Origin of the sequence: Nocardia sp. GP40, assembly GCF_050434125.1 — a bacterium.
GTDB lineage: Bacteria > Actinomycetota > Actinomycetes > Mycobacteriales > Mycobacteriaceae > Nocardia > Nocardia albiluteola.
In genome coordinates, this window is record NZ_JBNPVW010000009.1 from 242290 (window position 1) to 264600 (window position 22311).

General features: G+C 68.9%; 20 protein-coding genes. 17 read left to right on the top strand and 3 right to left on the bottom strand.

Going from position 1 to position 22311, the window contains the following annotated elements:
- Window positions 1-103: 103 nt before the first annotated feature.
- Window positions 104-622, top strand: coding sequence for a DMT family transporter (locus ABH933_RS26650; RefSeq protein WP_429426759.1), 519 nt, complete (start codon window positions 104-106; stop codon window positions 620-622).
- Window positions 619-1128 carry a DMT family transporter gene (locus ABH933_RS26655; RefSeq protein ID WP_429426757.1) on the top strand — a complete coding sequence of 170 codons (510 nt, stop codon included), beginning with the start codon at window positions 619-621 and terminating at the stop codon, window positions 1126-1128. Before ABH933_RS26650 ends, ABH933_RS26655 begins: the two co-directional genes overlap by 4 nt.
- Window positions 1129-1158: 30 nt before the next feature.
- Here the strand turns inward: ABH933_RS26655 and ABH933_RS26660 are convergent, their stop codons facing one another.
- Window positions 1159-2052 (bottom strand): LysR family transcriptional regulator, encoded by an 894-nt coding sequence (locus ABH933_RS26660; RefSeq protein ID WP_429426755.1) that lies wholly within the window; start codon window positions 2050-2052, stop codon window positions 1159-1161.
- A gap of 177 nt (window positions 2053-2229) precedes the next feature.
- Between ABH933_RS26660 and ABH933_RS26665 the strand changes: the two genes are divergently transcribed.
- The 3 genes from ABH933_RS26665 (at window position 2230) to ABH933_RS26675 (ending at window position 5044) form a co-directional block, all read left to right on the top strand.
- On the top strand, window positions 2230-3243 hold the full coding sequence (locus ABH933_RS26665) for an alpha/beta fold hydrolase (RefSeq protein WP_429426781.1): 1014 nt from the start codon (window positions 2230-2232) through the stop codon (window positions 3241-3243).
- A gap of 150 nt (window positions 3244-3393) precedes the next feature.
- The gene (locus ABH933_RS26670; protein WP_429426753.1) at window positions 3394-4236 is read left to right on the top strand and encodes an alpha/beta fold hydrolase; all 843 of its coding nucleotides are present in this window, start codon (window positions 3394-3396) and stop codon (window positions 4234-4236) included.
- The gene (locus ABH933_RS26675; protein ID WP_429426752.1) at window positions 4211-5044 is read left to right on the top strand and encodes a hypothetical protein; all 834 of its coding nucleotides are present in this window, start codon (window positions 4211-4213) and stop codon (window positions 5042-5044) included. Before ABH933_RS26670 ends, ABH933_RS26675 begins: the two co-directional genes overlap by 26 nt.
- A gap of 21 nt (window positions 5045-5065) precedes the next feature.
- Here ABH933_RS26675 and ABH933_RS26680 read toward each other — a convergent pair whose 3' ends face one another.
- On the bottom strand, window positions 5066-6208 hold the full coding sequence (locus ABH933_RS26680) for an ABC transporter substrate-binding protein (RefSeq protein ID WP_429426749.1): 1143 nt from the start codon (window positions 6206-6208) through the stop codon (window positions 5066-5068).
- Window positions 6209-6410: 202 nt separating this feature from the next.
- Between ABH933_RS26680 and ctaD the strand changes: the two genes are divergently transcribed.
- The 9 genes from ctaD to ABH933_RS26725 all read left to right on the top strand — a co-directional run bounded on the left by ctaD (window position 6411) and on the right by ABH933_RS26725 (window position 16909).
- Window positions 6411-8147, top strand: a complete 1737-nt coding sequence (gene ctaD / locus ABH933_RS26685) for an aa3-type cytochrome oxidase subunit I (protein ID WP_215922558.1) — start codon at window positions 6411-6413, stop codon at window positions 8145-8147.
- A 239-nt stretch (window positions 8148-8386) separates the two neighbouring features.
- Window positions 8387-9610, top strand: a complete 1224-nt coding sequence (serB, locus tag ABH933_RS26690) for a phosphoserine phosphatase SerB (protein WP_429426746.1) — start codon at window positions 8387-8389, stop codon at window positions 9608-9610.
- A 264-nt stretch (window positions 9611-9874) separates the two neighbouring features.
- Window positions 9875-10690 carry a protease inhibitor I42 family protein gene (locus ABH933_RS26695; RefSeq protein WP_429426744.1) on the top strand — a complete coding sequence of 272 codons (816 nt, stop codon included), beginning with the start codon at window positions 9875-9877 and terminating at the stop codon, window positions 10688-10690.
- 91 nt (window positions 10691-10781) lie between these two features.
- Window positions 10782-11591 carry an aminoacyl-tRNA hydrolase gene (locus ABH933_RS26700; RefSeq protein ID WP_429426742.1) on the top strand — a complete coding sequence of 270 codons (810 nt, stop codon included), beginning with the start codon at window positions 10782-10784 and terminating at the stop codon, window positions 11589-11591.
- A gap of 436 nt (window positions 11592-12027) precedes the next feature.
- A complete protein-coding gene (locus ABH933_RS26705; protein WP_215922596.1) occupies window positions 12028-12861 on the top strand; it encodes an ABC transporter ATP-binding protein in 834 nt (277 codons plus the stop codon).
- A 221-nt stretch (window positions 12862-13082) separates the two neighbouring features.
- Window positions 13083-13856, top strand: coding sequence for an NUDIX hydrolase (locus ABH933_RS26710; protein WP_429426777.1), 774 nt, complete (start codon window positions 13083-13085; stop codon window positions 13854-13856).
- Window positions 13857-13922: 66 nt separating this feature from the next.
- Entirely contained in the window at window positions 13923-14687 is a 765-nt protein-coding gene (locus ABH933_RS26715; protein ID WP_429426740.1) for an enoyl-CoA hydratase-related protein, read from the top strand.
- Between the two features lie 37 nt (window positions 14688-14724).
- On the top strand, window positions 14725-15702 hold the full coding sequence (locus ABH933_RS26720; protein ID WP_215922553.1) for a class I SAM-dependent methyltransferase: 978 nt from the start codon (window positions 14725-14727) through the stop codon (window positions 15700-15702).
- A gap of 19 nt (window positions 15703-15721) precedes the next feature.
- Window positions 15722-16909, top strand: coding sequence for a THUMP-like domain-containing protein (locus ABH933_RS26725; protein ID WP_429426738.1), 1188 nt, complete (start codon window positions 15722-15724; stop codon window positions 16907-16909).
- 13 nt (window positions 16910-16922) lie between these two features.
- Here the strand turns inward: ABH933_RS26725 and ABH933_RS26730 are convergent, their stop codons facing one another.
- Window positions 16923-18311, bottom strand: a complete 1389-nt coding sequence (locus tag ABH933_RS26730) for a PQQ-binding-like beta-propeller repeat protein (protein WP_429426735.1) — start codon at window positions 18309-18311, stop codon at window positions 16923-16925.
- Window positions 18312-18605: 294 nt separating this feature from the next.
- On the opposite strand from ABH933_RS26730, the gene ABH933_RS26735 reads away from it, so the two are divergent.
- The 3 genes from ABH933_RS26735 (at window position 18606) to ABH933_RS26745 (ending at window position 22294) form a co-directional block, all read left to right on the top strand.
- Window positions 18606-19355 (top strand): acyltransferase, encoded by a 750-nt coding sequence (locus ABH933_RS26735; RefSeq protein WP_215922594.1) that lies wholly within the window; start codon window positions 18606-18608, stop codon window positions 19353-19355.
- Window positions 19356-19499: 144 nt separating this feature from the next.
- The gene (locus ABH933_RS26740; protein ID WP_429426733.1) at window positions 19500-20027 is read left to right on the top strand and encodes a DUF1697 domain-containing protein; all 528 of its coding nucleotides are present in this window, start codon (window positions 19500-19502) and stop codon (window positions 20025-20027) included.
- A gap of 788 nt (window positions 20028-20815) precedes the next feature.
- Window positions 20816-22294, top strand: a complete 1479-nt coding sequence (locus ABH933_RS26745) for a M4 family metallopeptidase (RefSeq protein WP_429426731.1) — start codon at window positions 20816-20818, stop codon at window positions 22292-22294.
- Window positions 22295-22311: the final 17 nt, after the last annotated feature.

The window sequence follows — 22311 nt, forward strand, 5'->3', positions numbered from 1 at the left end:
CAGGCTGGCGGTGTTCGGTAGCGAGGATTCTGACCTACATGCGCCGATGAGTGCCGGGCCGTGGCGTCCACGTCTCCGACTGCTCTGGTCCGAAGGTCTGCTCATGGCTGTCATCACCCTTGGGTTCGTATTTCTGTTCATCCTGATCGCCGGCGGGCTACGTTCGGTGGAGGTCGGTTGCCAGAACACGCAGAAGCTCTACATCCGTGATGTGTGGTTATGTGCGGTGATCTCGTATGCCGTTGCCCTGACCGGATTTTCGATCTTCCTCGGGATTTCGGTGCTGGTGTCGAAGTCGGCTTGGCCGACCCTCGCGGACGTGCGGCACATGCCGTGGTGGGCGCCGTTCGGCGGCCTCGTCGGCGGCGTGGCCGTCATCGGCATGATCACGGTCGCCAGGTATGTCGGCGTCGCCACCTTCAATGCCGTCGTCATCGTCAGCGAGATGCTGGTCGCGCTGGTGATGGACGACCTGGGGCTCATGGGATTCGCGACCCGGCACGCGACGGCCCCCCGGCTGGTTGCCGCCGCGCTGATCTGCGCTGCGGTCTACCTCATGGCCAAGGACTCCGGCGAGGCCGACTCGGTACCCGCCATGGCGACCGAAAGGGTTTCCCGATGACGACAACTTCCGCCTCGGACACGGCCCGTCGGGTGCTGCCGCGCTCGGTCATGGCGCTGGTTTTCCTGTTCATGCTGATCGGCGGCGCGCTGCGTTCCGTCGAGGCCGGATGTCAGAATTCGCTGAAGCTGGCATTGCACAACGTGTGGCTGTGCGGGGTGATCTCGTATGCGGTGGCGCTCACCGGTGTCGGCATCATTCTTGCTGTGTCGCTGATGTTTTCGTCGCAACGGAGGTGGCCGACCCGGGCCGACCTCGCGGCCATGCCGAAGTGGGCGCCCTTCGGCGGTCTCACCGGCGGGGCGGCGATCTTCGCGATGATCACCGTTGCCTCCAGCGTCGGCGTCAGCACGTTCAATGCCGTGATCATCGCCGGGCAGATGTTCCTGGCCACGGCGATGGATCACTTCGGGGTGATGGGCTTCCCTCGCCAGCGAGTGAATGCGCAGCGGCTTGCCGCGTGCGCCATGATCGTCGTCGGCTCCTACCTCATGGCGAAGTACTGAACCCGCACCCGCTCGAGCGCGAACTCCTGGTTACTCGGTGCGGGCGGCCGCATCGAGCAGCGCGTCGGCCAGATGTTGTGCGGCAGGCATCATCTGGCCGATGGGCGGCGAAGCGAGGTAGACCCGCCAGATGACGGGTGTGGTGAGTTCGACCTGTCGCAGCTCCGGGAATCGCTGTGCCTCGGACCGCGGCATGAAGGCCGTGCCGAGTCCGTAGCGGACCAGGTCAGCGACGGTGGCAAAGCCGTCGGTGACCTCGTACTGGGTCCGCGGCCGTGCCCCGGCCGCGTGGAAGGCCTCGTCCATGAGGCGCCGCAGGCCGAATTCGGGCGGATATCCGACGATCTCCTCGTCCGTAGTCTCGGAGATACCGATGCGCCCGCGGGCGGCCAGCGGGTGTGCCGCGGGGCAGACGAAGACCATGGGCTCCTCGAACAGCAGGCGCATATCCAGCTGCGGCGGAAAGCGGTGGGGCGCCGAGACCAACGCCAGATCGAGTGACCCCTCGGCCAGGGCGGCCAGATAGGCCGACGCGCCCGCCTGGCTCAGCCGCAGCCGCAGGCGCACATGCGGATTGGCCCGGCGGAACTCGCCGAGCGCGCGGGCGATGTTCAGTGGGCCGAAGGAGATGAGAGAGCCGAATTCAACCGTGCCCGAAAGAGTTCCACGGAATTCGGAGACCGACTCGGCCGCGGCGCGAGTCGCGCGCAGCACCTCGTAGGCATGCGTGCGGAAGCGCTCACCGGCGGCCGTGAGCCGGATCTGCTGGCGGGAGCGATCGAACAGGGGAGTGCCCAGCTCGCGCTCCAGTTTCGCGATCGACGCCGACAGCGCCGACTGGACGACGTGCGCCCGCTCGGTGGCCCTCGAAAAGCTCATCTCGTGCGCGACCGCGAGGAAGTGTTCGATCTGGCGCATCTCCACGCGCCGGAGCCTATCAATTTTAACGATGGAACTGATCGAATGTGATCGTTGGACGTGATGGCATCGGCCGGGTGTGATGGGTGAGGACTTCACGGACAGCAAGGAGCAGATGTGATGAGCAGCGCCGATCGCGACGGTGTCACCACCGGAGGCGCCCTCGGCCGGGCGGCACGAACGATGAGCGGGTTCAGCCGGAGGGATTTCGCTCGCTTCACCACCGCGGCCGCGGGTGCGGCGGCTCTGGCCGCCTGCGCGTCGCCGGTCGGGCACACCGGCCCGCCGAGCGCGCCGCGGCACACCCTGGGGCCCGTCGAGCAGATCGATGCGGGTCCGCTCAGCATCGGATACACCGAGGCCGGCCCGGCCCACGGCCGCCCGGTCATCCTGCTGCACGGCTGGCCGTACGACATTCACAGCTACGCCGCCGTCTCGGCGATCCTGGCCGCGCGGGGCCTGCGAGTGATCGTTCCGTACCTGCGTGGCTTCGGCTCCACCCGATTCCTCTCGAAGGACACCGTCCGCAACGCCCAGCAGTCCGCGATCGCCCGCGATGTCGTCGCGCTCATGGATGCGCTCAACATCCCGACCGCCGTACTCGGCGGCTACGACTGGGGCGCGCGCACCGCCGGCATCGTGGCGGCGCTGTGGCCGCAACGGTGTTCCGGACTGGTGGCCGTCAGCGGGTACCTCATCGCCGACGTGGCCGCCAACGCCGCTCCGCTGCCGCCGCAGGCCGAATACGGCTGGTGGTACCAGTACTACTTCAGCACCCAGCGCGGCGAACTCGGATATCGCCGCTACACCAAGGATTTCAATCGGCTCGTCTGGCAGATCGCCTCGCCCCACTGGAAATTCGACGACGCCACCTACGACCTGTCCGCGACCGCGTTCGAGAATCCGGACCACACCGACATCGTGGTGCACAACTACCGATGGCGGCTCGGCCTCGCGCCCGGCGAGGCCCAGTACGACGCCGATGAAGCCCGCCTGGCCACCAAACCCCCCATCACGGTGCCGACCATCACGATCGCCAGCGATTTCGACGGCGCCGCCAACAACGGAACGGCCTATCGCGCGCTGTTCACCGGCCCCTACGAACACCGCACCCTGGACGGCATCGGTCACAACGTGCCCCAGGAGGCGCCGAACGAATTCGCCACGGCCATCAGCGATGTCGTCCGGATGATGTGAGAAGTTCGGCTCGCACCGAGCGCACAGCAACCGCACAGGGGGTCATCGGTGGGCCTACAGCTTCGGTGCCTACTGTTGAATCCGGCGGGTCCGGTAGGTGGATCCGCTGCAAGCCAACGGGTTTCACAGCGGTGCGGAAGAGGGCGGGACATGGAGACATCAGAATTCGTCGTCGGGCGGGCCGCGCCGGTGACAGCGCCCACCGTGCGGACCTGTCAGGCCCGGCTGCGGAAGGCGATGCCGATGACGTCGACCACGCCGGTGATCCTGCTGCACGGTCAGCCGGGGGACCATCACGCCTGGGACGGGGTGCGGGCGTGCCTGCCGTCATCGGTGCGGGCGCTGGCCTGGGACCGGCCAGGCTACGGCGACAACGAATCTCCCGCGGGCACCCTCGAGGACAATGCCGCATGGCTGCTGGAGCGGCTCGATCGCGCGGGCATCCGCGAGGCGGTACTGGCCGGGCACTCGTACGGTGGCGGCGTCGCACTGGCCGCCGCGGCGATGGCTCCGGAGCGCGTGCGTGGACTGATTTCCGTCGCGGGGATCGGGCCCGGATGCGTGGGCACCTGGGACGAGGTGCTGGCCGCGCCGGTTGCCGGGCCGATGCTGTCGATGGCGATGTGGTCGATGATGCCGTGGCTGGCCCGGCAGCATCGGGCGCACTACCCGAACCCGGCCTCGGCCTGGCAGGCGCTGGCCGACATCCGGCACGATCACGGCCAGGTCTGGCGCACGGTGCTCCTGGAGCAGCGGGAACTGTTCGACAGCCTGGATCGCTGGCTCGAGCGGCTGGCCGGCATCGACGTACCCGCATTGATCGTGGCCGACCCGGCCGATAGAGTCGTGCCGGTTTCGACCGCACGCGCGCTGCACGATCGGTTCCCACGGTCCCGCCTCGAGCTGGTCTCCGGGGGCGGACATCTGCTGCCGCAGCGGATTCCCGAGGTGATTGCGGCAAAGATAGGTGAGTTTGTCGATTCGGTGGGCTGAGCACGTCCGGTCGGGTGCGCGCGGACGGTTGTGGGCATATCTGCGTGATCAGCACGTGCACCCGGCGCCCGCGCCCATGTCGCCCGACGACGGCCTGGTCCGGCGGGTGATCGACGAGGTGCGCTGGTCGTTCGCCCCGCCGCGGTACTGGCTCGAGGGCGTCGGCGTCAACGTTCTGCTCTCACTGCTGTACCTGGTGTATTCGCCACTGGCCCATCCCCATCGCCGGTTCGGCTGGGTGGTGCTGGTCGGCACGTATTTCGCGACGTTCATCCTGGCCGACGTCACCACCACGAATGTCCTGGGCCTGGATGCGCCGCGGGTGCGCAGGAGCCTGGACGCGGGGATGCCCATGCGTGGCATTCTGCTGACGAAAAACCTTGTGCTGCTGGTCATCGTGGGCATGCCGACGCTGCTGCTGACCGCGATCCTGGCGCATTCGATGCGCCCGCGCCAGTTCATCGGAACGCTCTTCGCGGTGGCGCTGCCGCTGCTGTGCTGGCTCGGGGTCGGCAACATCGTCTCGGTGCTGCTGGCGGTCGAGACGCGGACGCTGATCCGGCGCTGGCGCGAGTTCCGCAGCTGGACCACCGTGCTGTGGATCGCCCACCTGGCGCTGCCGTACGGCGTGTACTACCTGATCGCCCCGATCGACGGCCTTCAGCACGATCCGCTGCTGCGGTTGCTGCCGCATCTCGACCGGAACCTGCGCTTCATCTGGAACGCGGGCGTCGGTCTACTGGTGTGGATCATCGGCACCGCGATCGCGCTGGCCATCGTGCGCCGCCGCGGATTGCGCATCTACTGATCCGGGCGGCGTCCGATCGGCTCAGCCGCCGACGTAACCGTTCAGATTCGTGCGCAGATCCTCGAGGATGGCGCGCGCGGCGGTGATACCCGAGCCGTGCCAGACGGTGTTGTCCACGACGAAGGTGCGGCTGTCCGAGACCGCGCCGAGCTTCTTCCAGTCGTCGCCGCCCATCACCTTCTTGCCGCGGCTCAGTCCGTCGCTGCCGTCGAACATCACGAAGATGGCATCGCCCTCGACCTTGTGCCGGTCATCGGCGGTGCTCACGCCGCTCACCGTGAACGAGGGCCCGCGCTGCGCGGTGGGACGCTGCACGTCCGCGTCGGCCAGCACCGCCCCCGCGAAGCTGTTGTCGCCCTGCACCTGGGTGTCCGCGGCGTCGAATCGCAGCACCGAGAGCTGCGAGAGCTTCGCGGCAACCGCGGCTCCGGCCGCCTGTGCCTCGGCGTGATAGTCGGCGACCGCCTTGGCGCCCGCGCCCGAGCGGCCCAGGGCGGCGGCGAAGGCGCTGAAACTCGCCTGCCAGCTGGAATCCTTGCCGATCAGCACGGTCGGCGCGACGCCGCGCAGCGCATCGGCACTGCCGTCGCCCACCGTGCCCAGGATCAGATCCGGTTGCCGCGCAGAGATTTTCGCCACATCCGGGGAGCCGGCGGCACCGACGTCGGGCAGGATCTGCAGCCCGTCTCCCAGGTACGACGGCTCGGGGGCGGAGCCGGGGACCGCCGGGGACGGCTGGCTGCCGGGGTTGGCGGGCTCGGCGGTCTGGGGGGACGCGGTGGCGCCCTGGACCCGCTGCCACAGCCCCAGGGCACACACCGCGTCGAGGGCGGCGGTGTCCAGCACGACGATTCGCTTCGGATCGGCCGGTACCTGCACGACTCCGCTCGGGGTGGTCACCGCGTGGGTGCCCGTGGCCTGGTCGGGCTCGCTCGGCAGCGGACAGGCCTTGGCGGTGTCGCGCTCCAGTCCGACGACGTCGGCGCCGGCGACGTTGGTGGTGGTGCGCACGATGGAGCTGGCGTTGTCGCTGGATCCGTTGCCGCACGCGGTAAGCGTGGCCACCGTGATCGCCAGCAGCAGGCAGCCCGCACGCAAACGCCGTGCGTGAGCGCGGTCGCGGGGCTTGGTGTTGCGGGCTCGGAATACCTCGATCACCGGCATGCCGGGAAGGGTACACACGGGCGGCGCGACACCCAATGACGACACCAAGTACGACGCTGAGTAGGACCGGGCGCGATGGTTGCGGCACCACGGTTTACGATCCGTAGTAGCGAAAGCCAACCCGTCGTTCGCCGTGCGCCGATCCGCCAGGTAGGAGCCAGACGTACGACAACGACCAGAAGGCACACCTTCAGGAGGATCAGTGACTGCTGTAGAGCCCCAGCCAGTCCCCCAATTGGAAGCGACTCGGCCGTACCCGAAACGTCTGGGTCCGAAGGGTTCGTTCATCTACAAGTTGGTCACCACCACCGACCCGAAGGTCCTCGGGGTGATGTACCTGGTGACGGCCATGTCGTTCTTCATGATCGGCGGCTTGATGGCGCTGCTGATGCGTGCGGAGCTGGCCCGCCCGGGCCTGCAGTTCCTCTCGCCCGAGCAGTTCAACCAGCTGTTCACCATGCACGGCACCATCATGCTGCTGTTCTACGCGACCGCGATCGTGTTCGGCTTCGCCAACATCGTGCTGCCGCTGCAGATCGGCGCCCCCGACGTCGCCTTCCCGCGTCTGAATGCGTTCAGCTACTGGCTGTACCTGTTCGGCGCCTCGATGGCGACCGCGGGCTTCATCACCCCCGGCGGCGCCGCGGACTTCGGCTGGACGGCCTACACCCCGCTCTCGGACATCGTGCACTCCCCGGGTGTCGGCGGTGACCTGTGGATTCTGGGTCTGGCCGTCTCCGGTCTGGGCACCATCCTCGGTGGCGTCAACATGCTCACCACCGTGGTCTGCCTGCGCTGCCCGGGCATGACGCTGTTCCGCATGCCGATCTTCACCTGGAACATCGCCGTGACCAGCGTGCTGGTGCTGCTGGCGTTCCCGCTGCTGACCGCCGCGCTGTTCGGCCTGGCCTACGACCGTCACCTGGGCGGGCACATCTACGACCCGGCCAACGGCGGTGCGATCCTTTACCAGCACCTGTTCTGGTACTTCGGCCACCCCGAGGTGTACATCATCGCGCTGCCGTTCTTCGGCATCGTCTCGGAGATCTTCCCGGTGTTCAGCCGCAAACCGATCTTCGGATACACCACCCTGGTCTACGCGACCCTGGGTATCGCGGCGCTGTCCATCGCGGTGTGGGCGCACCACATGTACGCCACCGGCTCGGTGCTGCTGCCGTACTTCTCGTTCATGACGTTCCTGATCGCGGTGCCGACCGGCGTGAAGTTCTTCAACTGGATCGGCACCATGTGGCGCGGCCAGCTGACGTTCGAGACGCCGATGCTGTTCTCGGTCGGCTTCCTGGTGACGTTCCTGTTCGGTGGTCTGTCGGGTGTCATCCTGGCCAGCCCGCCGATCGACTTCCACGTGTCGGACACCTACTTCGTGGTCGCGCACTTCCACTACGTGCTCTTCGGCACCATCGTGTTCGCCACGTTCGCGGGCATCTACTTCTGGTTCCCGAAGATGACCGGCCGCATGATGGACGAGCGCCTGGGCAAGTGGCACTTCTGGGCCACCATGGTCGGGTTCCACACGACCTTCCTGGTGCAGCACTGGCTGGGCGCCGAGGGCATGCCGCGTCGTTACGCGGACTACCTGCCCACAGACGGTTTCACCACGCTGAACACCGTCTCCACGATCGGTGCGTTCATCCTGGGCGCCTCGACGCTGCCGTTCATCTGGAACGTCTTCAAGTCCTACCGCTACGGCGAGGTCGTGACCGTGGACGATCCGTGGGGCTACGGCAACTCGCTGGAGTGGGCGACCTCCTGCCCGCCGCCGCGGCACAACTTCTACGAGCTGCCGCGCATCCGGTCCGAGCGCCCCGCGTTCGAGCTGCACTACCCGCACATGGTGGAGCGGATGCGGGCCGAGGCCCACGTCGGCTGGGGCTCCAAGTCCCACACCGTGAAGGAGCTGGACAAGGTTTCCAGCTAGGCGTACCTCCGCATTCGCTCCGGCCATGCGCGGTCTGTGGACCGCTCCGCCGACAGCATCGATTATGCGGAACTGCACCGCGGCGGTCGTCCTACGGGACGGCCGCCGCAGTCGTTTCCGGGGCAGAGTGATTCGTGCCACGCGGACCCGGACCGGGGGGCGGCGCAACGGCATTGACCTGAGAGAATGAGGGTGCCGTCGCTCGACGGCCGAGCGCGCCACGTGAGGGAGTCGAATTCGTGAATCAGTCCGAGACGACGGTGCTGATCACCGTTACCGGACCCGATAAGCCCGGCGTCACCTCGGTCCTGCTAGCGGCCCTGGCGCACAACGGGGTCAGCCTCCTGGACGTGGAACAGGTCGTGATTCGCGGCCGCCTCACCCTCGGTGTGCTGGTGTCCTGCCCGGGCGATCCCGAGGGCCTGCAGGACGAGCTCGAGGATGCGATGGCATCGATCGGCATGCAGGTCGACGTCGAGATCGGTGCGGACTCGGCGACGGGCGCGCGGCTGTCGACCCATGCGATCGTGGTGCTGGGTAGCCCGGTGACCGCACGGGCGTTCAGCGTCATCGCCCGCAAGCTGGCCGGCCAGGACGTCAACATCGACGCGATCCGCGGCATTGCCGACTACCCGGTGACCGGCCTGGAGCTGATGGTCACCGCCCTGCACACCGAGGCCGCGGAAACCCTGCTGCGCACCACCCTGGCCGAGATCGCGGCCAAGGAGAGCATCGATATCGCCGTCGAGCGCGCGGGGCTGGCCCGGCGCGCCAAGCGGCTCATCGTCTTCGACGTGGATTCCACGCTCATTCAGGGCGAGGTGATCGAGATGCTGGCCGCGCACGCCGGTGTCGAGGACGAGGTCCGCAGGGTCACCGAGGCCGCGATGCGCGGCGAGATCGACTTCGCCGAATCGCTGCGCCAGCGCGTGGCCACGCTCGCGGGCCTGTCCGAATCGGTGATCGACGAGGTCGCCGAGAACATCGAGCTGACCCCCGGCGCGCGCACCACCATTCGCACGCTGCGCCGGCTGGGCTTCCGCTGCGGCGTGGTGTCCGGCGGCTTCCGCCAGGTGATCGAGCCCCTCGCCCACGAACTGGAACTGGACTTCGTCCAGGCGAATACGCTCGAGGTCGTGGGCGGGCGGCTCACGGGCAAGGTAATCGGGGAGATCGTGGACCGGCCGGCAAAGGCGGTGGCGCTGCGGCGTTTCGCCGCCGAGACCGGGGTGCCGATGGAGCAGACCGTCGCGGTCGGCGACGGCGCCAACGACATCGACATGCTCAACGCGGCGGGCCTGGGGATCGCGTTCAACGCCAAGCCGGCACTACGGGAGATCGCCGATGCGGCGCTGTCGCATCCGTTCCTGGACGCGGTGCTGTTCATCCTCGGCGTCACCCGCGACGAGGTGGAGGCCGCCGACGCCCGCGACGGGCTGATGCGCCGGGTGCCCCTGACCTGAGTGCACCGTGCCGGTTCGCCGGCGCGGCCCCGACACCGTCGATCGAGCCCGGTCGTGCGCCCGAATCCCTTGCGCCGGGCCGATCTCAGGCTTGCGCCGGCGGGGGCGGGGGTATACCGTCTGCCGCATCGAATGCCAGTCGATTGCTGACTGATGGTTTTCTGGTCGGGGACGGTGGTCGTCGCGCGATGCGGGATTCTCGGCGACCGTGCTCTGCCTTCGCGATATGACCTGCTGGGTGCGGCGCGAGAGGACTCGAAGGCGATGACGGTGGTACGGCGTGCCCGATGGCTCGCACTCGTGGTCCTGGTGAGCTCGGCGGTCCTGGGTACCAGCGGATGTTCGAGCGGGTCGCAAGCCTCGTCCGGGGTCTCTGGCACATCGAATTCGCCTACGGCCGAACGCGATCCCAGCGGCGTGCGTATTCCGCTGGGGCAGGTCGCGCGAGTTCCGGTGCCCGCCGATGCCGTACTGGTGATAGTGGTTCCCGATGCGTGGGGCGAGGCCGCGGCCACGCTGCAATGCACCGCGACGGACACCTCCGTCGGCGAACGGCTCACGCTCCATCCGCCGCAGGGGGCACCGGCCGCGCGGACCGATCCGGGCTGGCGGCCGCTGTGGATGATCCCGGCCGGCCCCACCGCGGTGCTGGAGGTGGGGTGCACGGATCCCGAGTCGGCGGTTCCGGCCGGACACGGCAACGAGATTCGTGTCGAGCCCCGGGGCGTCATGCCCACCGCCGGACCGAATACGCCGGTGAACGTCGGCCAGGACTCTGACGGCAGGGATGTCTCGCTGAGCCCGAACCAGCGACTGATCGTGTCGCTGCGAGCCAATCCGAGCACCGGATTCGGTTGGCAGCTCCAGCAACTCGACCAGAACATCGTGAAGCAGACCGGCGATGCGGACTACCGCGGCGACGCGAACGAGGGGCAGCTCGTCGGCGTGGGCGGAGCGTCGGTGTGGACGTTCACCGCCGCCGCCCCGGGCACGACCACTCTGATGCTGACCTACCAGCGTTCCTGGGAGCCGGGTATCCAACCGGCCCAGCGTTTCTCGCTGACGGTACACGTCGTGTAGGCCTCGCTCGTCGCCGAACCCGGTAGCAGGGTGTTCGCCGGACGCGCGGATAGGCTGGAGCGCGAGTGGCGGCGATGAGTTGGAGGGTGCCTTGTCCAGACCTGTAGGCGACGCGTATGAAACCGGGCCGGCGCCGGTCGGCATCGTGTCCGGGGGCCTCGACGCCGGATTCGTTGCGCGGCACGCGGAGCTGGCGCTCGGGTACGGCGGCGGCGGTGATCCGGACGATCCGGCGCTGGTACAGGCGATGCAGCTGGTGCTGCACATTCCGAAGAACGATCCGCCCCGGCGCAGCGCCCTGCTGGCCGCGGCGGCCGCCGCGGCGGCCGCGCTGTGCCTGGATCCGCGGGTCGGTGCGGACGGGGAGTGGGAGCAGCGGTACTTGACGTGGAAGCACTCGCGCATCCGGAAGGTGGCGCGGCGGGCACGGGGCGCGCAGTGGCTGGCGGCGAACGAGGTGGACGGCGTGACGATCGAGGTCGACGGAGCCCAGGCGCGGGCACTGGTTCCCGGACCGGTCGGCGACATCGACCCACGCGTCCGCAAACTGCAGATCGGCGGCACCGACATCGAGCCGGACGAGCCGGGCCCGATCGATCCGGAACTTCCTGTGCTGTGGGTGGATTCGGAACTGGGCATGACCGTCGGCAAGGCCGCGGCACAGGTCGGTCATGCGAGCATGCTGCTGGCCGGCGCGCTGCCGGTGGAACAGGCATTCGCGTGGAGCGCCCACGGATACCGCTGCTCGGTGCGCGAGGCCGGGCCGCGCTGGCCCGAGCTGTCCCGCCTGGTCGGCCGGGGCGCGGCGACCGCGGTCCGCGACGCCGGATTCACCGAGGTGGCGCCCGGGTCGATGACGGTGATCGGGGTACCGCCCGCCGGCTGGGGTGATCCGGCCTGAGCGTGCGTTTTCCGGCACGGCGGGGCGGTAGATCGGCGGTCGTCCGGTCAGGGGACACTCGCCCATCTGAGCCGGGCGCTCGACCCGGCGGTCGCTGTGCGGCACTATCGGCGCACGAGTCCGCGGGAGGTGCCACGGATATGACCACGCTGTGGATAGTGCTCGGCGTCTGGGTGATGTGCTCGGTGCCGATTGCGCTGATACTGGCCCGGCTGCTCCGCAGGCCGCGCCCCGGGCGTCGGGGGCGTGTCGGGTCGTCGGGGCCGGGCTTGCCGGGCGGGGGTGCCCATCCGGTCGGACCACCGGATTCCGAACCCGGAAGTGTCAAATCTCACCAGCTGGATGACGAATTCCCGCCCCGCAGAAAGCGCGGCGGGATATGACACTAACCGTGCATTCGGACCATGTTGGGAAGGATCCGGGCGCGTGGTCCAAGATGGAGCCCGTGCCGCAACCGGATCCCGATTTACTCATCGACTTCAACCAGGTGACCGTCCGGCGTTCGGGCCATACTCTGGTAGGTCCGCTCACCTGGCAGGTGGAGCTCGACGAACGCTGGGTCGTGCTCGGCCCCAACGGAGCCGGGAAGACCTCCCTGCTTCGCATGGCCGCCGCCGACCTGCATCCGACCTCGGGCACCGCCCACCTGCTGGGCGAGAGGCTGGGCCGGACCGATATCAACGAACTGCGTCCCCGCATCGGCATGTCCTCGGCCGCGGTGGCCGCCCGGGTGCCGCTCGATGAGAAGGTCAGCGATCTGGTCGTGTCCGCGGGCTACGCGGTAATAGGCCGCTGGCGCGAGGAATACGACGACATCGACACCGACCGGGCCATCGACATGCTCGAAACCCTGGGTGCGGAACACCTCTCGGACCGCGCCTACGGCACGCTGTCCGAGGGGGAGCGCAAGCGGGTGCTGATCGCGCGGGCGTTGATGACCGATCCGGAGCTGCTGCTGCTCGACGAGCCGGGCGCCGGCCTGGATCTGGGCGGTCGCGAGGAACTGGTGGAAAAGCTCGGTGATCTCGCGTCGGATCCCGATGCACCGGCGACGGTGCTGGTCACCCACCACGTGGAGGAGATCCCGCCGGGCTTCACGCACGGCCTGCTGCTGAACGAGGGCACCGTCATCGCGCAGGGCCTGCTCGAAGAGGTACTCACCTCGGAGAATCTGAGCAAGGCGTTCCGCCAGTCGATAACGCTGGACCGCATCGAGGGCCGCTACTTCGCCCGCCGCAGCCGCCGCCTCGGCCGCCACCGGAGCAAGTAGGAACCGCGCGACGCGGCGTGCGTCCCCCGAACCGCGGCCGCTGAGTGGATGCCCGGCGGATGCGCCGAGCGGGCCCGCGTTAGGGTGCGAAGAGTGAGGGAGTCGCCGAGGTGCACTCCGTGCCACGCCCCTCGCGCGGAGCGTTGCGAGGTGGAGCCGTGAGTGAGGCCGTGGTGGAATCCGATACCGAACCCGTGCCGCTCAAGGATGCCTCGACGGTGATGCTGGTGCGCGACGGCGCCTCGGGGCCGGAGGTGTTCCTGCAGCGACGGGTCAAGGCGATGGCGTTCGCGGCGGGGATGACCGTCTTCCCGGGCGGCGGCGTAGACGCCAGCGATGCGGAGGCCCAAATCGCCTGGGCCGGACCGGATCCCGCCTGGTGGGGGGAGAAGTTCCGGATCGATGCCGCGCGGGCGCAGGCGCTGGTGTGCGCCGCGGTGCGCGAGACGTTCGAAGAATGCGGGGTGCTGCTGGCGGGCCCGACGGCCGATTCGGTCGTCTCCGACACCGCCGTCTACGGCCGGGCGCGGGCGCAGCTCGAGCGCCGCGAGCTGTCCCTCGGTCGGTTCCTGGCCCGCGAGAACCTGGTGCTGCGTGCGGATCTGCTGCGGCCCTGGGCCAATTGGATCACCCCGACCGTGGAGACGCGCCGCTACGACACCCGCTTCTTCGTCGCGGTGCTCCCGCAGGGGCAGCGCGCGGACGGCGCCACCTCCGAGGCCCATCAGGTCCTCTGGAGCACCCCCGCCGCGGCCATCGAGCGCTGGAAGGCCGGAACCGACGTTCTGCTCCCGCCCACCTGGTCGCAGCTGGTCGCCCTCGGCGAATTCGCCTCCACCGCGGACATTCTGGCCGCCACCCCGGAATTCGAGCCGATCGAGCCGGTGCTGGAGACCGTCGGGGACAAGCCGCGCCTGCGGTTCCCCGGCAACGAACGCTACTTCGCGGACTTCCCGGCGGGTTCGCGCATGCGCGGCTCGCAGCGACCGGAGTAGGCGGGAACGGCCCGTCCCATGGCACCCATCCGGACCTGAACCGTGCGCCCAGTAGGCTCGTGCCCCGTGGCCGAATTCGTGACCGTGGACCGACCCGAGCCGGGGATTGCCGTCTTGCGCTTCGCGCGCCCGCCGATGAATCTGATCGATCTGCAGGTGGCGCGGGAGCTGGCGGCCGCGGCCGAGGAGATAGGCGCCGAGGCCGGGGTGCGGGCGGTGGTCCTGTACGGCGACGAACGGGTGTTCTCGGCCGGTGACGAGCTGGCGGAGCTGGCCCGGCTCGCGCCGGAACAGGCCGCGGCGATGGCGGCCGATCTGCAAGCCGCACTGGGCTGCCTGGCCAGGCTGCCGCAGCCGACGGTCGCTGCCATCGCCGGATATGCGCTCGGAGCCGGGCTGGAGCTGGCGCTGGGTGCGGATCGGCGCATCATCGGCGACAACGTCAAGCTCGGGCTGCCGCAGATCCGGGCGGGCCTGATCCCGCTGTCCGGCGTCCGCCGCCTGAGCCTGCTGATCGGTCCGGGAAATGCCAAGGACCTGGTGTATACCGGGCGGTTCGTGGAGGCGAAGGAGGCCGCGGCCCTGGGCCTGGTCGACGAGGTGGTCCCGCCCGACGACGTGTACGTGGCCGCGCTGGCCTGGGCCCGGCAGTTCACCGCCGGCCCGGCCCGCGCGCTGGCCGCCGCGAAGCGCGTTTTCGAGGCCGGGACGCACGGCCACGACCGGGCCCGCGGCGAGTGGGCGGAGCTGTTCGAGACCGAAGATCGCAGCATAGGAACAGGTTCTTATTTGGCGGCCGGTCCGGGGTCCGCGGAATTCGTGGGCCGCTGATGGGGCCGGTTCGGACTCTCGAGTAACCTCTTCCACCATGACCGCAAGTCCACAGGACCCAGCGCCGAACCCGCACGCCACCGAGGCGCAGGTCCAGGCCGCGCTCTCCGACAACAAGCTCGCCCAGGTGCTCTATCACGACTGGGAAGCCGAGACCTACGACGACAAGTGGTCGATCTCGTACGACGAACGCTGCATCGCCTACGCCCGCGGCCGCTTCGACGCCGTGGTGCCCGACGCGCCGCTGCCCTACGATCGCGCGCTCGAGCTCGGCTGCGGCACCGGCTTCTTCCTGCTGAACCTGATGCAGTCCGGGATCGCGAAGTCCGGCTCGGTGACCGATCTGTCGCCAGGCATGGTCAAGGTCGCCACCCGCAACGGCCTGAACCTCGGCCTGGATGTCGACGGCCGCGTCGCCGACGCCGAGACCATCCCGTACGACGACGACACGTTCGATCTGGTCGTGGGTCACGCGGTGCTGCACCACATTCCCGATGTGGAGCTGGCCCTGAAGGAGTGCCTGCGGGTGCTCAAGCCGGGCGGGCGTTTCGTCTTCGCCGGTGAGCCGACCACCGTCGGCAACTTCTACGCCCGCAAGCTGGGCCAGATCACCTGGAAGGTGACGACCGAGGTCACGAAGCTGCCGTTCCTGTCCGGCTGGCGGCGTCCGCAGGAGGAGCTGGACGAGTCCTCGCGTGCGGCGGCCCTCGAGGCCGTGGTGGACCTGCACACCTTCGATCCCACGGACCTGGAGGCCATCGCGAGCCGCGCGGGCGCGGTCGAGGTGCACGCGGAGACCGAGGAGTTCGCCGCGGCGCTGTGGGGCTGGCCGGTGCGGACCTTCGAGGCCGCGGTCCCGGCCGAGAAGCTCACCTGGCGCTACCGCACGGCCCAGTACAAGGCCTGGCTGGGCCTGAGCAAGCTGGACGAGAAGGTGCTGCGCCACATCGTGCCGCGGCAGTTCTTCTACAACGCCATGATCACCGGCGTGAAGCCCGGCGCCTCGGGCAAGTAGGCGCGGCGGGCGATATCCCTTGGGCTACGCGTTCACTCGCGAGGATGTCGCCTACCTCGGCAGCGCGGCCGGTCGGGCCGCGCTGATCGAGACCGGTGCCCTCGCCCTCACCCCATCCTCGCTCCTCGAGGATCTGACGCGCCTGCGCCGCAACCGATACGCAGATCGTGCCGCGGCGCTGGTGGAGACGGTGCGCCTGCGGCGGCGGGCGGCGGCGAAGCTGGACGACGCCGGGGAATGGCTGTTCACCGACGACGCACTGCAGCAGGCGACGCCGAGTGTCGTTGCGCGGCACCGGGCTCGGCGGCTCGCCGGGCGCACGGTGCACGACGTAACCTGCTCGATCGGCGCGGAACTCGCCGCGCTCGGGCGGGTCTGTCCCGTCGTCGTCGGGAGCGATCTGGACGGAATCCGGCTCGCCATGGCCGTGCACAATCTCGGCTCTCGCACGCGAAATGTGGTGTTGGTCAAGGCGGATGCCCTGGTGCCGTGCAGCACCGCGGAGGTGGTGATCGCCGATCCGGCCCGCCGTGCGGACGGTCGCCGCACTCACGATCCCGCGAAACTGCAACCGCCGTTGCCGGATCTGCTGGCGGCGTATCGTGGCCGCGATCTCGCCGTGAAGTGCGCTCCCGGACTGGATTTCGATCGTCTCGGTGATATGGGCTGGGACGGTGAGGCCGAGGTGGTCTCGCTGGACGGATCCGTGCGCGAGGCGTGCCTGTGGTCGCGGGGGCTGGCCGAGCCGGGCGTGACCCGGCGTGCCACGGTGCTGCGGTCGGATGGGGGTCCGCTGTCCTTGACGGACGCCGAGCCGGATGACATCCCGGACCGGGCACCCGGCGCATGGATCATCGACCCGGACGGCGCGATCGTGCGCGCGGGTCTGGTGCGGCACTACGCCGCGAAATACGGCCTGTGGCAACTGGATCCCCGCATCGCATACCTGACGGGCGATGCCGTGCCCGAGGGGGTGCGGGGTTTCCGCGTGCTGGATCGCATGGACTTCAAGGAGAAGCCGTTGCGCGCCGAACTCCACCGGCGCGATTGCGGCCCGCTGGAAATCCTCACCCGCGGAGTCGATCTCGACCCGGACGCCTTGCGCAGCCGCCTCAAACCCCGGGGCACGATCCCGCACACCCTGGTGGTCACTCGAATCGGATCGGCCCCTACCGTATTTCTCTGCGCAACTCCGCCGGTTCGGTGATCTCCGGGACGCGCTACTTGTCCGGCTTGAAGACGTAGATCTCGCCGACGCGGGTGGTGATCACCACCTGGCCCTTCGCGCCGACGGAGGTGCCGGTCGTCGTGCCCTGCGCGCCGGGCAGTACCGCCGAGGCGACGGTGCTGCCGGTGGTGGTGTCGAAGGTGACCAGGTGCAGCGCGCCGCCGATCGGGGACACCGTGTAACCGGTCCCGCCCGCGGTCTGCACCGGCTGCCCGCTCAACCGCAGGTCCTTACGCTCCCAGGCGATCTCGGCACCCGTGCCCTTGTCGCGCAGGGCCATCAGGTGGCCGCCGTTGCCGCCGGGGATCAGCAGGCCGTCCTGCTCGGAGATCGCCCCCTGCGGCGAGAAGCCCAGGGGCTGGACCCATTTCGTATGGCCGTTCGACGCATCGACAGCAAGCAGGCGTCCGCTGTTGTCGCCCACATAAACCGTCTTGCCGTCCGGGGAGAGCGCGGGGCTGGTGGCGCTGCCGTTGGTCAGCATGTCGGCGCTCCACAGCTGCCGAATCTGCTTGTCCGCGTAGCGCAGTGCCACCAGCGAGGCGACGGGGGAGCCGGGCCGCCACGCCGTGGCGTAGAAGTTGCCGCTCGGATCGATGGCCGAGACGTTGGCGACCGCGCACTGCGGCCCGCCGGTCGCGCAGTCCTGCAGGCCCTGGCCGTCCTGGGGGCGCGGGAGGTCCGGGTGCGCAAGGGGATCGGGCCAGCCCAGCAGCTGGAACGTCGCGGCCATGCGGTCGCCGGTCTGCCGGCTCAGCACGTCGATTTGACCGGACTGGGTCACGGTCAGCACGTGGCTGTCACCGGTGAACTGCACCGAGATCGGCACGCCGGCAACGGGTGTGCGCCAGCGCGGCTGGCCGAGTGCATTGATCGAGTTCATGCCGCCGTCGTCGCCGACGTAGACGTTGGTGGCGCCGTCGATCGCCGAGGCGGAGTAGATCGCGCTGGGACCCATCGGATCACAGAACCGCTTGCGCCCGGTCGGCATCTGGAAGCCGAACAGCGCGCCGCTCGCGGGGGTGGGGGCGACGCAGCCGGTGTCGAGGTCCGTGGTCACGAACATTTGCCCGTCGGGGCCGACGGTGGTGGCCGCGGCGGCCGGACCGCCGATCGGCCGCGTCCAGTTCAACGTCAGGTGCCGGGATCCGGTGACCGGGCTGGCCGCGCTGTTGCGGCTGTCGTGGTAGGTGGTCGGCCAGCCCTTGCCGGGGCCCACCGTAATATTGTCGAGCGTGGTGCCGCCGCATCCGCTCAGCGTCAGCACACCCACCACCCCCAGGGCCGCGGCGGCACGAATCGCCGGGCGACGCACCGCGGACCGCGGCGACGCCTGCGTGTTCCGGAGGTCGTGCGCGGGTCGCCGGATGCTGGTACGCACCTGACCGTTCTCCCCTCTGCTCGTACGGGCCTGCACGAGACTAGCCGCACGGACCGACCGACGGCGTGCCGCCTCACTGTCTCGTCTCCAATCGGGCCGATTTCCGCGCGCGCAACTACGCCTCGCTGACGCTCGGCTCCGTCGCGCGTAAGGCAGCTGTGCCTATGGTTCGCTCCGCTCACGTCGAGGGCAGGGGAGGTGGCGGGATCGGGCGAAAGTACCCTGGTACCTCGACGACGACACTGCGGGCCGACACGGCCGCCCGATGGACGCGAGGAGCACTTCGTGACGAGCATGTGGGGCGCACCGTTGCGCGCGCGATGGCGGGGTGCGCGGCGCCGGGATCCGGAGCAGGCGCGCTTCCTGACGGTCGCCTCGCTGCGCTGGGTGCTCGCCAACCGGGCCTACACGCCGTGGTACCTGGTGCGGTACTACCGGCTGCTCAAGTTCCGCCTGGCCAATCCGCATATCGTGCTGCGCGGCATGGTCTTTCTGGGCCGTCGCGTCGAGGTCCACGCCACCCCCGAGCTGGGCCGCATGGAGATCGGGCGCTGGGTGCACATCGGCGACGGCAATGCGATCCGCTGCCACGAGGGTTCGCTGCGCATCGGCGACAAGGTGGTCTTCGGCAAGGACAACGTCGTCAACACGTACCTCGACATCGAGATCGGCGCCTCGACGCTGGTCGCGGACTGGTGCTACATCTGCGACTTCGACCACAAGATGGACGACGTCACCATGCCGATCAAGGATCAGGGCATCGTGAAGAGCCCGGTCCGCATCGGCCCGGACACCTGGATCGCGGCCAAGGTCACCGTGCTGCGCGGCACCCGGGTCGGACGCGGATGCGTGCTCGGTGCCCACGCCGTCGTCAAGGGCGACGTTCCCGACTACGGCATTGCCGTCGGCGCCCCGGCGAAGGTTGTCAAGAACCGCAAGGACGCGTGGGAGGCGGCCGCGGAGGCGCGGGAGGCGCGGGCCGCGGCCCTGGCGGATATTGAACGCAAGAAGTCCAACGGGGTCGGGGCGTCCCACGGCGGATAGCCGGGCGTCGCCGCGGGTCCGGGTGCGCGCTCGGCCGATCTGTCGGTAGGGCGGAGTACCTTCGACCGCATGAGCCCGCGGAGTGGGAAGCCCAGAGGAGATAGCGGCAGCGCGTCCCGCGTCGATGGGGAGCAGCATCGATATGTGGCACTGTTGCGCGGGATCATGCCGACCAACCCGAACATGCGTGGTGAGAAGCTGCGGGGCGTGTTCGGCGGGCTCGGGTTCAGCGATGTCGGGTCGGTGCTGGCCAGCGGCAATATCGTGTTCGGCAGTGCGGAAACCGACTGTGCCGCACTGGAGTCGGAGATCCAGCAGGCGTTGAATGCCGAACTGGGTATCGCGGGCGGCACCATCATTCGCAGCAAGCAGCAGCTGCAGGCACTGGTCGATTCGGATCCGTTCCCGGGGCTGACGCACTCCCGTGAGACGTATCTGATGGTCAGCTTTCTCAAGAGCACCGACAATGTCGGCCGCAAGCAACCGCCACCCGAGCTTGCCGAACTGGTGCGAATCGTCCGGTACGACCAGCCCGCGCGCGCCGTGCTCGCGATCATGGACAACAGTTCGCCGAGTACTCCGGCCCACATGGCATGGCTGGAGAAGGCGTACAGCAAGGACATCACCACCCGCACCTGGTTGACGGTGCACAAGATCCTCGCCAAGCTGTAGCGTTGGCGGTGCCCTCCGGCGATCCGCGGATCGAGGGGTTCACATCGGGAATGCCGGATCATCCGATGGGTAGCAGTAACTCAGCCATAGCGTCGACATGCATACCGAGAGAGTTCGTCTCGGGGGACCGCAATCGAAATAGATTGCAGCACACGAATTTTCGATAGACGTCTCACTCGGTATGTCCTCGTCGAGCCGTCTCGCGATCGGTGCGCCGTGCGCCGGATCGCCGAGGCGGGCTCGTTCGCTCGGGCGATGTTGTAGTGGGCCGTCGTTCATCGGCGAGCTAGGGGGAAAGTATGAGGACATTCAGAACACGGCTGGCCGTGGTCGTTGCGCTCGCGACCGTCGTGGTCGCGGGGCCGGCGGTGACCAGTCCGGGCGTGATCGGCCGGGCAGCCGGGCAACCGCAGCCGGATTCGCCGTCACTTGTGGCTGCGCCCAAGAAGATTCATCGTGATGCGCACGGATCGGTCCGGCAGGTGGTCCCCGATCGCCCGGTGCCTCGGCCCGGTGGGGCGGGTGGTTCCGGCCGACCCGGTGGATCAGGGCACTCCGGCGATTCCGCTGGTTCCGGCAATCCGGATGGCTTGGGTGGTCCCGGCGGTCAGGCTAGCCCGGGAGGTGCGAATCGCCGGGGAGGTCCGAATGGTTCGGGCGTTGCGAATGGTCCGGGGGATGCGAATCGCCCGGGAGGTGCGAATGGTCCAGGGGGCGCGAATGATTCGGGAGGCGCTGGCAGTTCGGTAAGGGTAGGGGGTGCGGGCGGCCCGGGAGACCTCGACGGCGTGGAAGATGCGGCTGGCCCGGGCGGCCTGAGTGGTGCGGCCGCAGCGCACGCGGCGGATATCAAACGAATCTTCGGCGCCGCGGATCGCGCGGATCTGGTGGTGCAGAAGACGTCTCGGCGCGGCCGAGGGGCGACCGTCCGGCTCACGCAATCGATCGATTCGGTGCCCGTCTACGGTGCGGGGGTCGCACTGGCGCTGCGAGCCGACGGCTCGCTACTCTCCGCAACCGGCGCCTTGGCAGAGCGCACCGCCGGTAGATATCCCTCCGGGGCGACGACTCCCACCGCGCCCGCCCGCACGACAGCGGTAACCAAGGCTGCCGAACTCGCCGGAGTCGCCGCGGAGGCGGTACGGGTGCGGGCGGCTTCGGCGGCCTGGTACGACCCCGAACTGTCCGGCAGCGGTGCGGACAAGGCCGCGGTGGCTGCGTTCCGATTCGATATCGCGGCGGGTGCGGGCGGCTGGCGAGTGTTCGTCGCGGCGGGTTCACCCGGTGTCGTGCTGGACGCATGGCAGTCCGAGGAGAACCTGAGCCGAGTCATCTGCGACGCGAACCGTCAGCGGGGGGAGGCCCGGATCGAAATTCCATGTGGCGCAGAGGGATCGTATCCGGTCGTCCGTGCCGAAGGTGCACCCCGCGTTGCCCGGAACGACGATGCGAACAAGGTCTACGACTGGATCGGCGACACCGAGAACTTCTACTCCCACAACACCGACCTGGGCAGCCTCACCGATCTGATCGGCATCGACGCCCACGACGGCCACGGCAAGGCGCTGCGTGCCACCGTGCGGGTCTGCCTGGACTCCTGCCCGTACGCCAACGCCTTCTGGTCCGACACCGAGGGTTTCGTGATGGGCACCGAGGTGTTGAGCCCCGACGTCGTGGCCCACGAGCTCACCCACGGCGTCACGGCGAAGACCAGCAACCTGGACTACGTCAACGAGTCCGGCGCCATCAACGAATCCCTGTCCGACATCTTCGGCGAATTCACCGAACTGTCCTCCCACACCAAGCATGCCGCGAAGGACCGCTGGAAGATCGGCAACGGCACCCGTCTCGGCGTCATCCGCGACATGAAGTCCCCCACGAAAACCGCCGACCCGCAACCGGATACCTACCAGGGCCCGGGCTGGTCCCCGGCTACCTACTCCGACCGCAACCGCGTCCCCGACCGCGGCGGCGTCCACATCAACAGTGGTGTAGGCAACAAACTCGCCTACCTGATTACCGACGGCGACACCTTCAACGGCCAGACGATGAAGGGCCTCGGCCTGCAGAAGGCGGCAGCCCTCTACTGGACGGTCGAAACCGAGCTGTATACCAGCGCCGACTACCCCGCCCTGGCCACCACCCTCCTCACGGCCTGCCATGAGGCCGTGGACGACAAGTCCGCCGGTTTCGCCGATTCCGACTGCGACCAGGTCCGCAAGGCCATCACCGCCGTCCACATCCCGATCTCGCAGGACCGGGCCTGAGCGCCAACCAGCTTGCT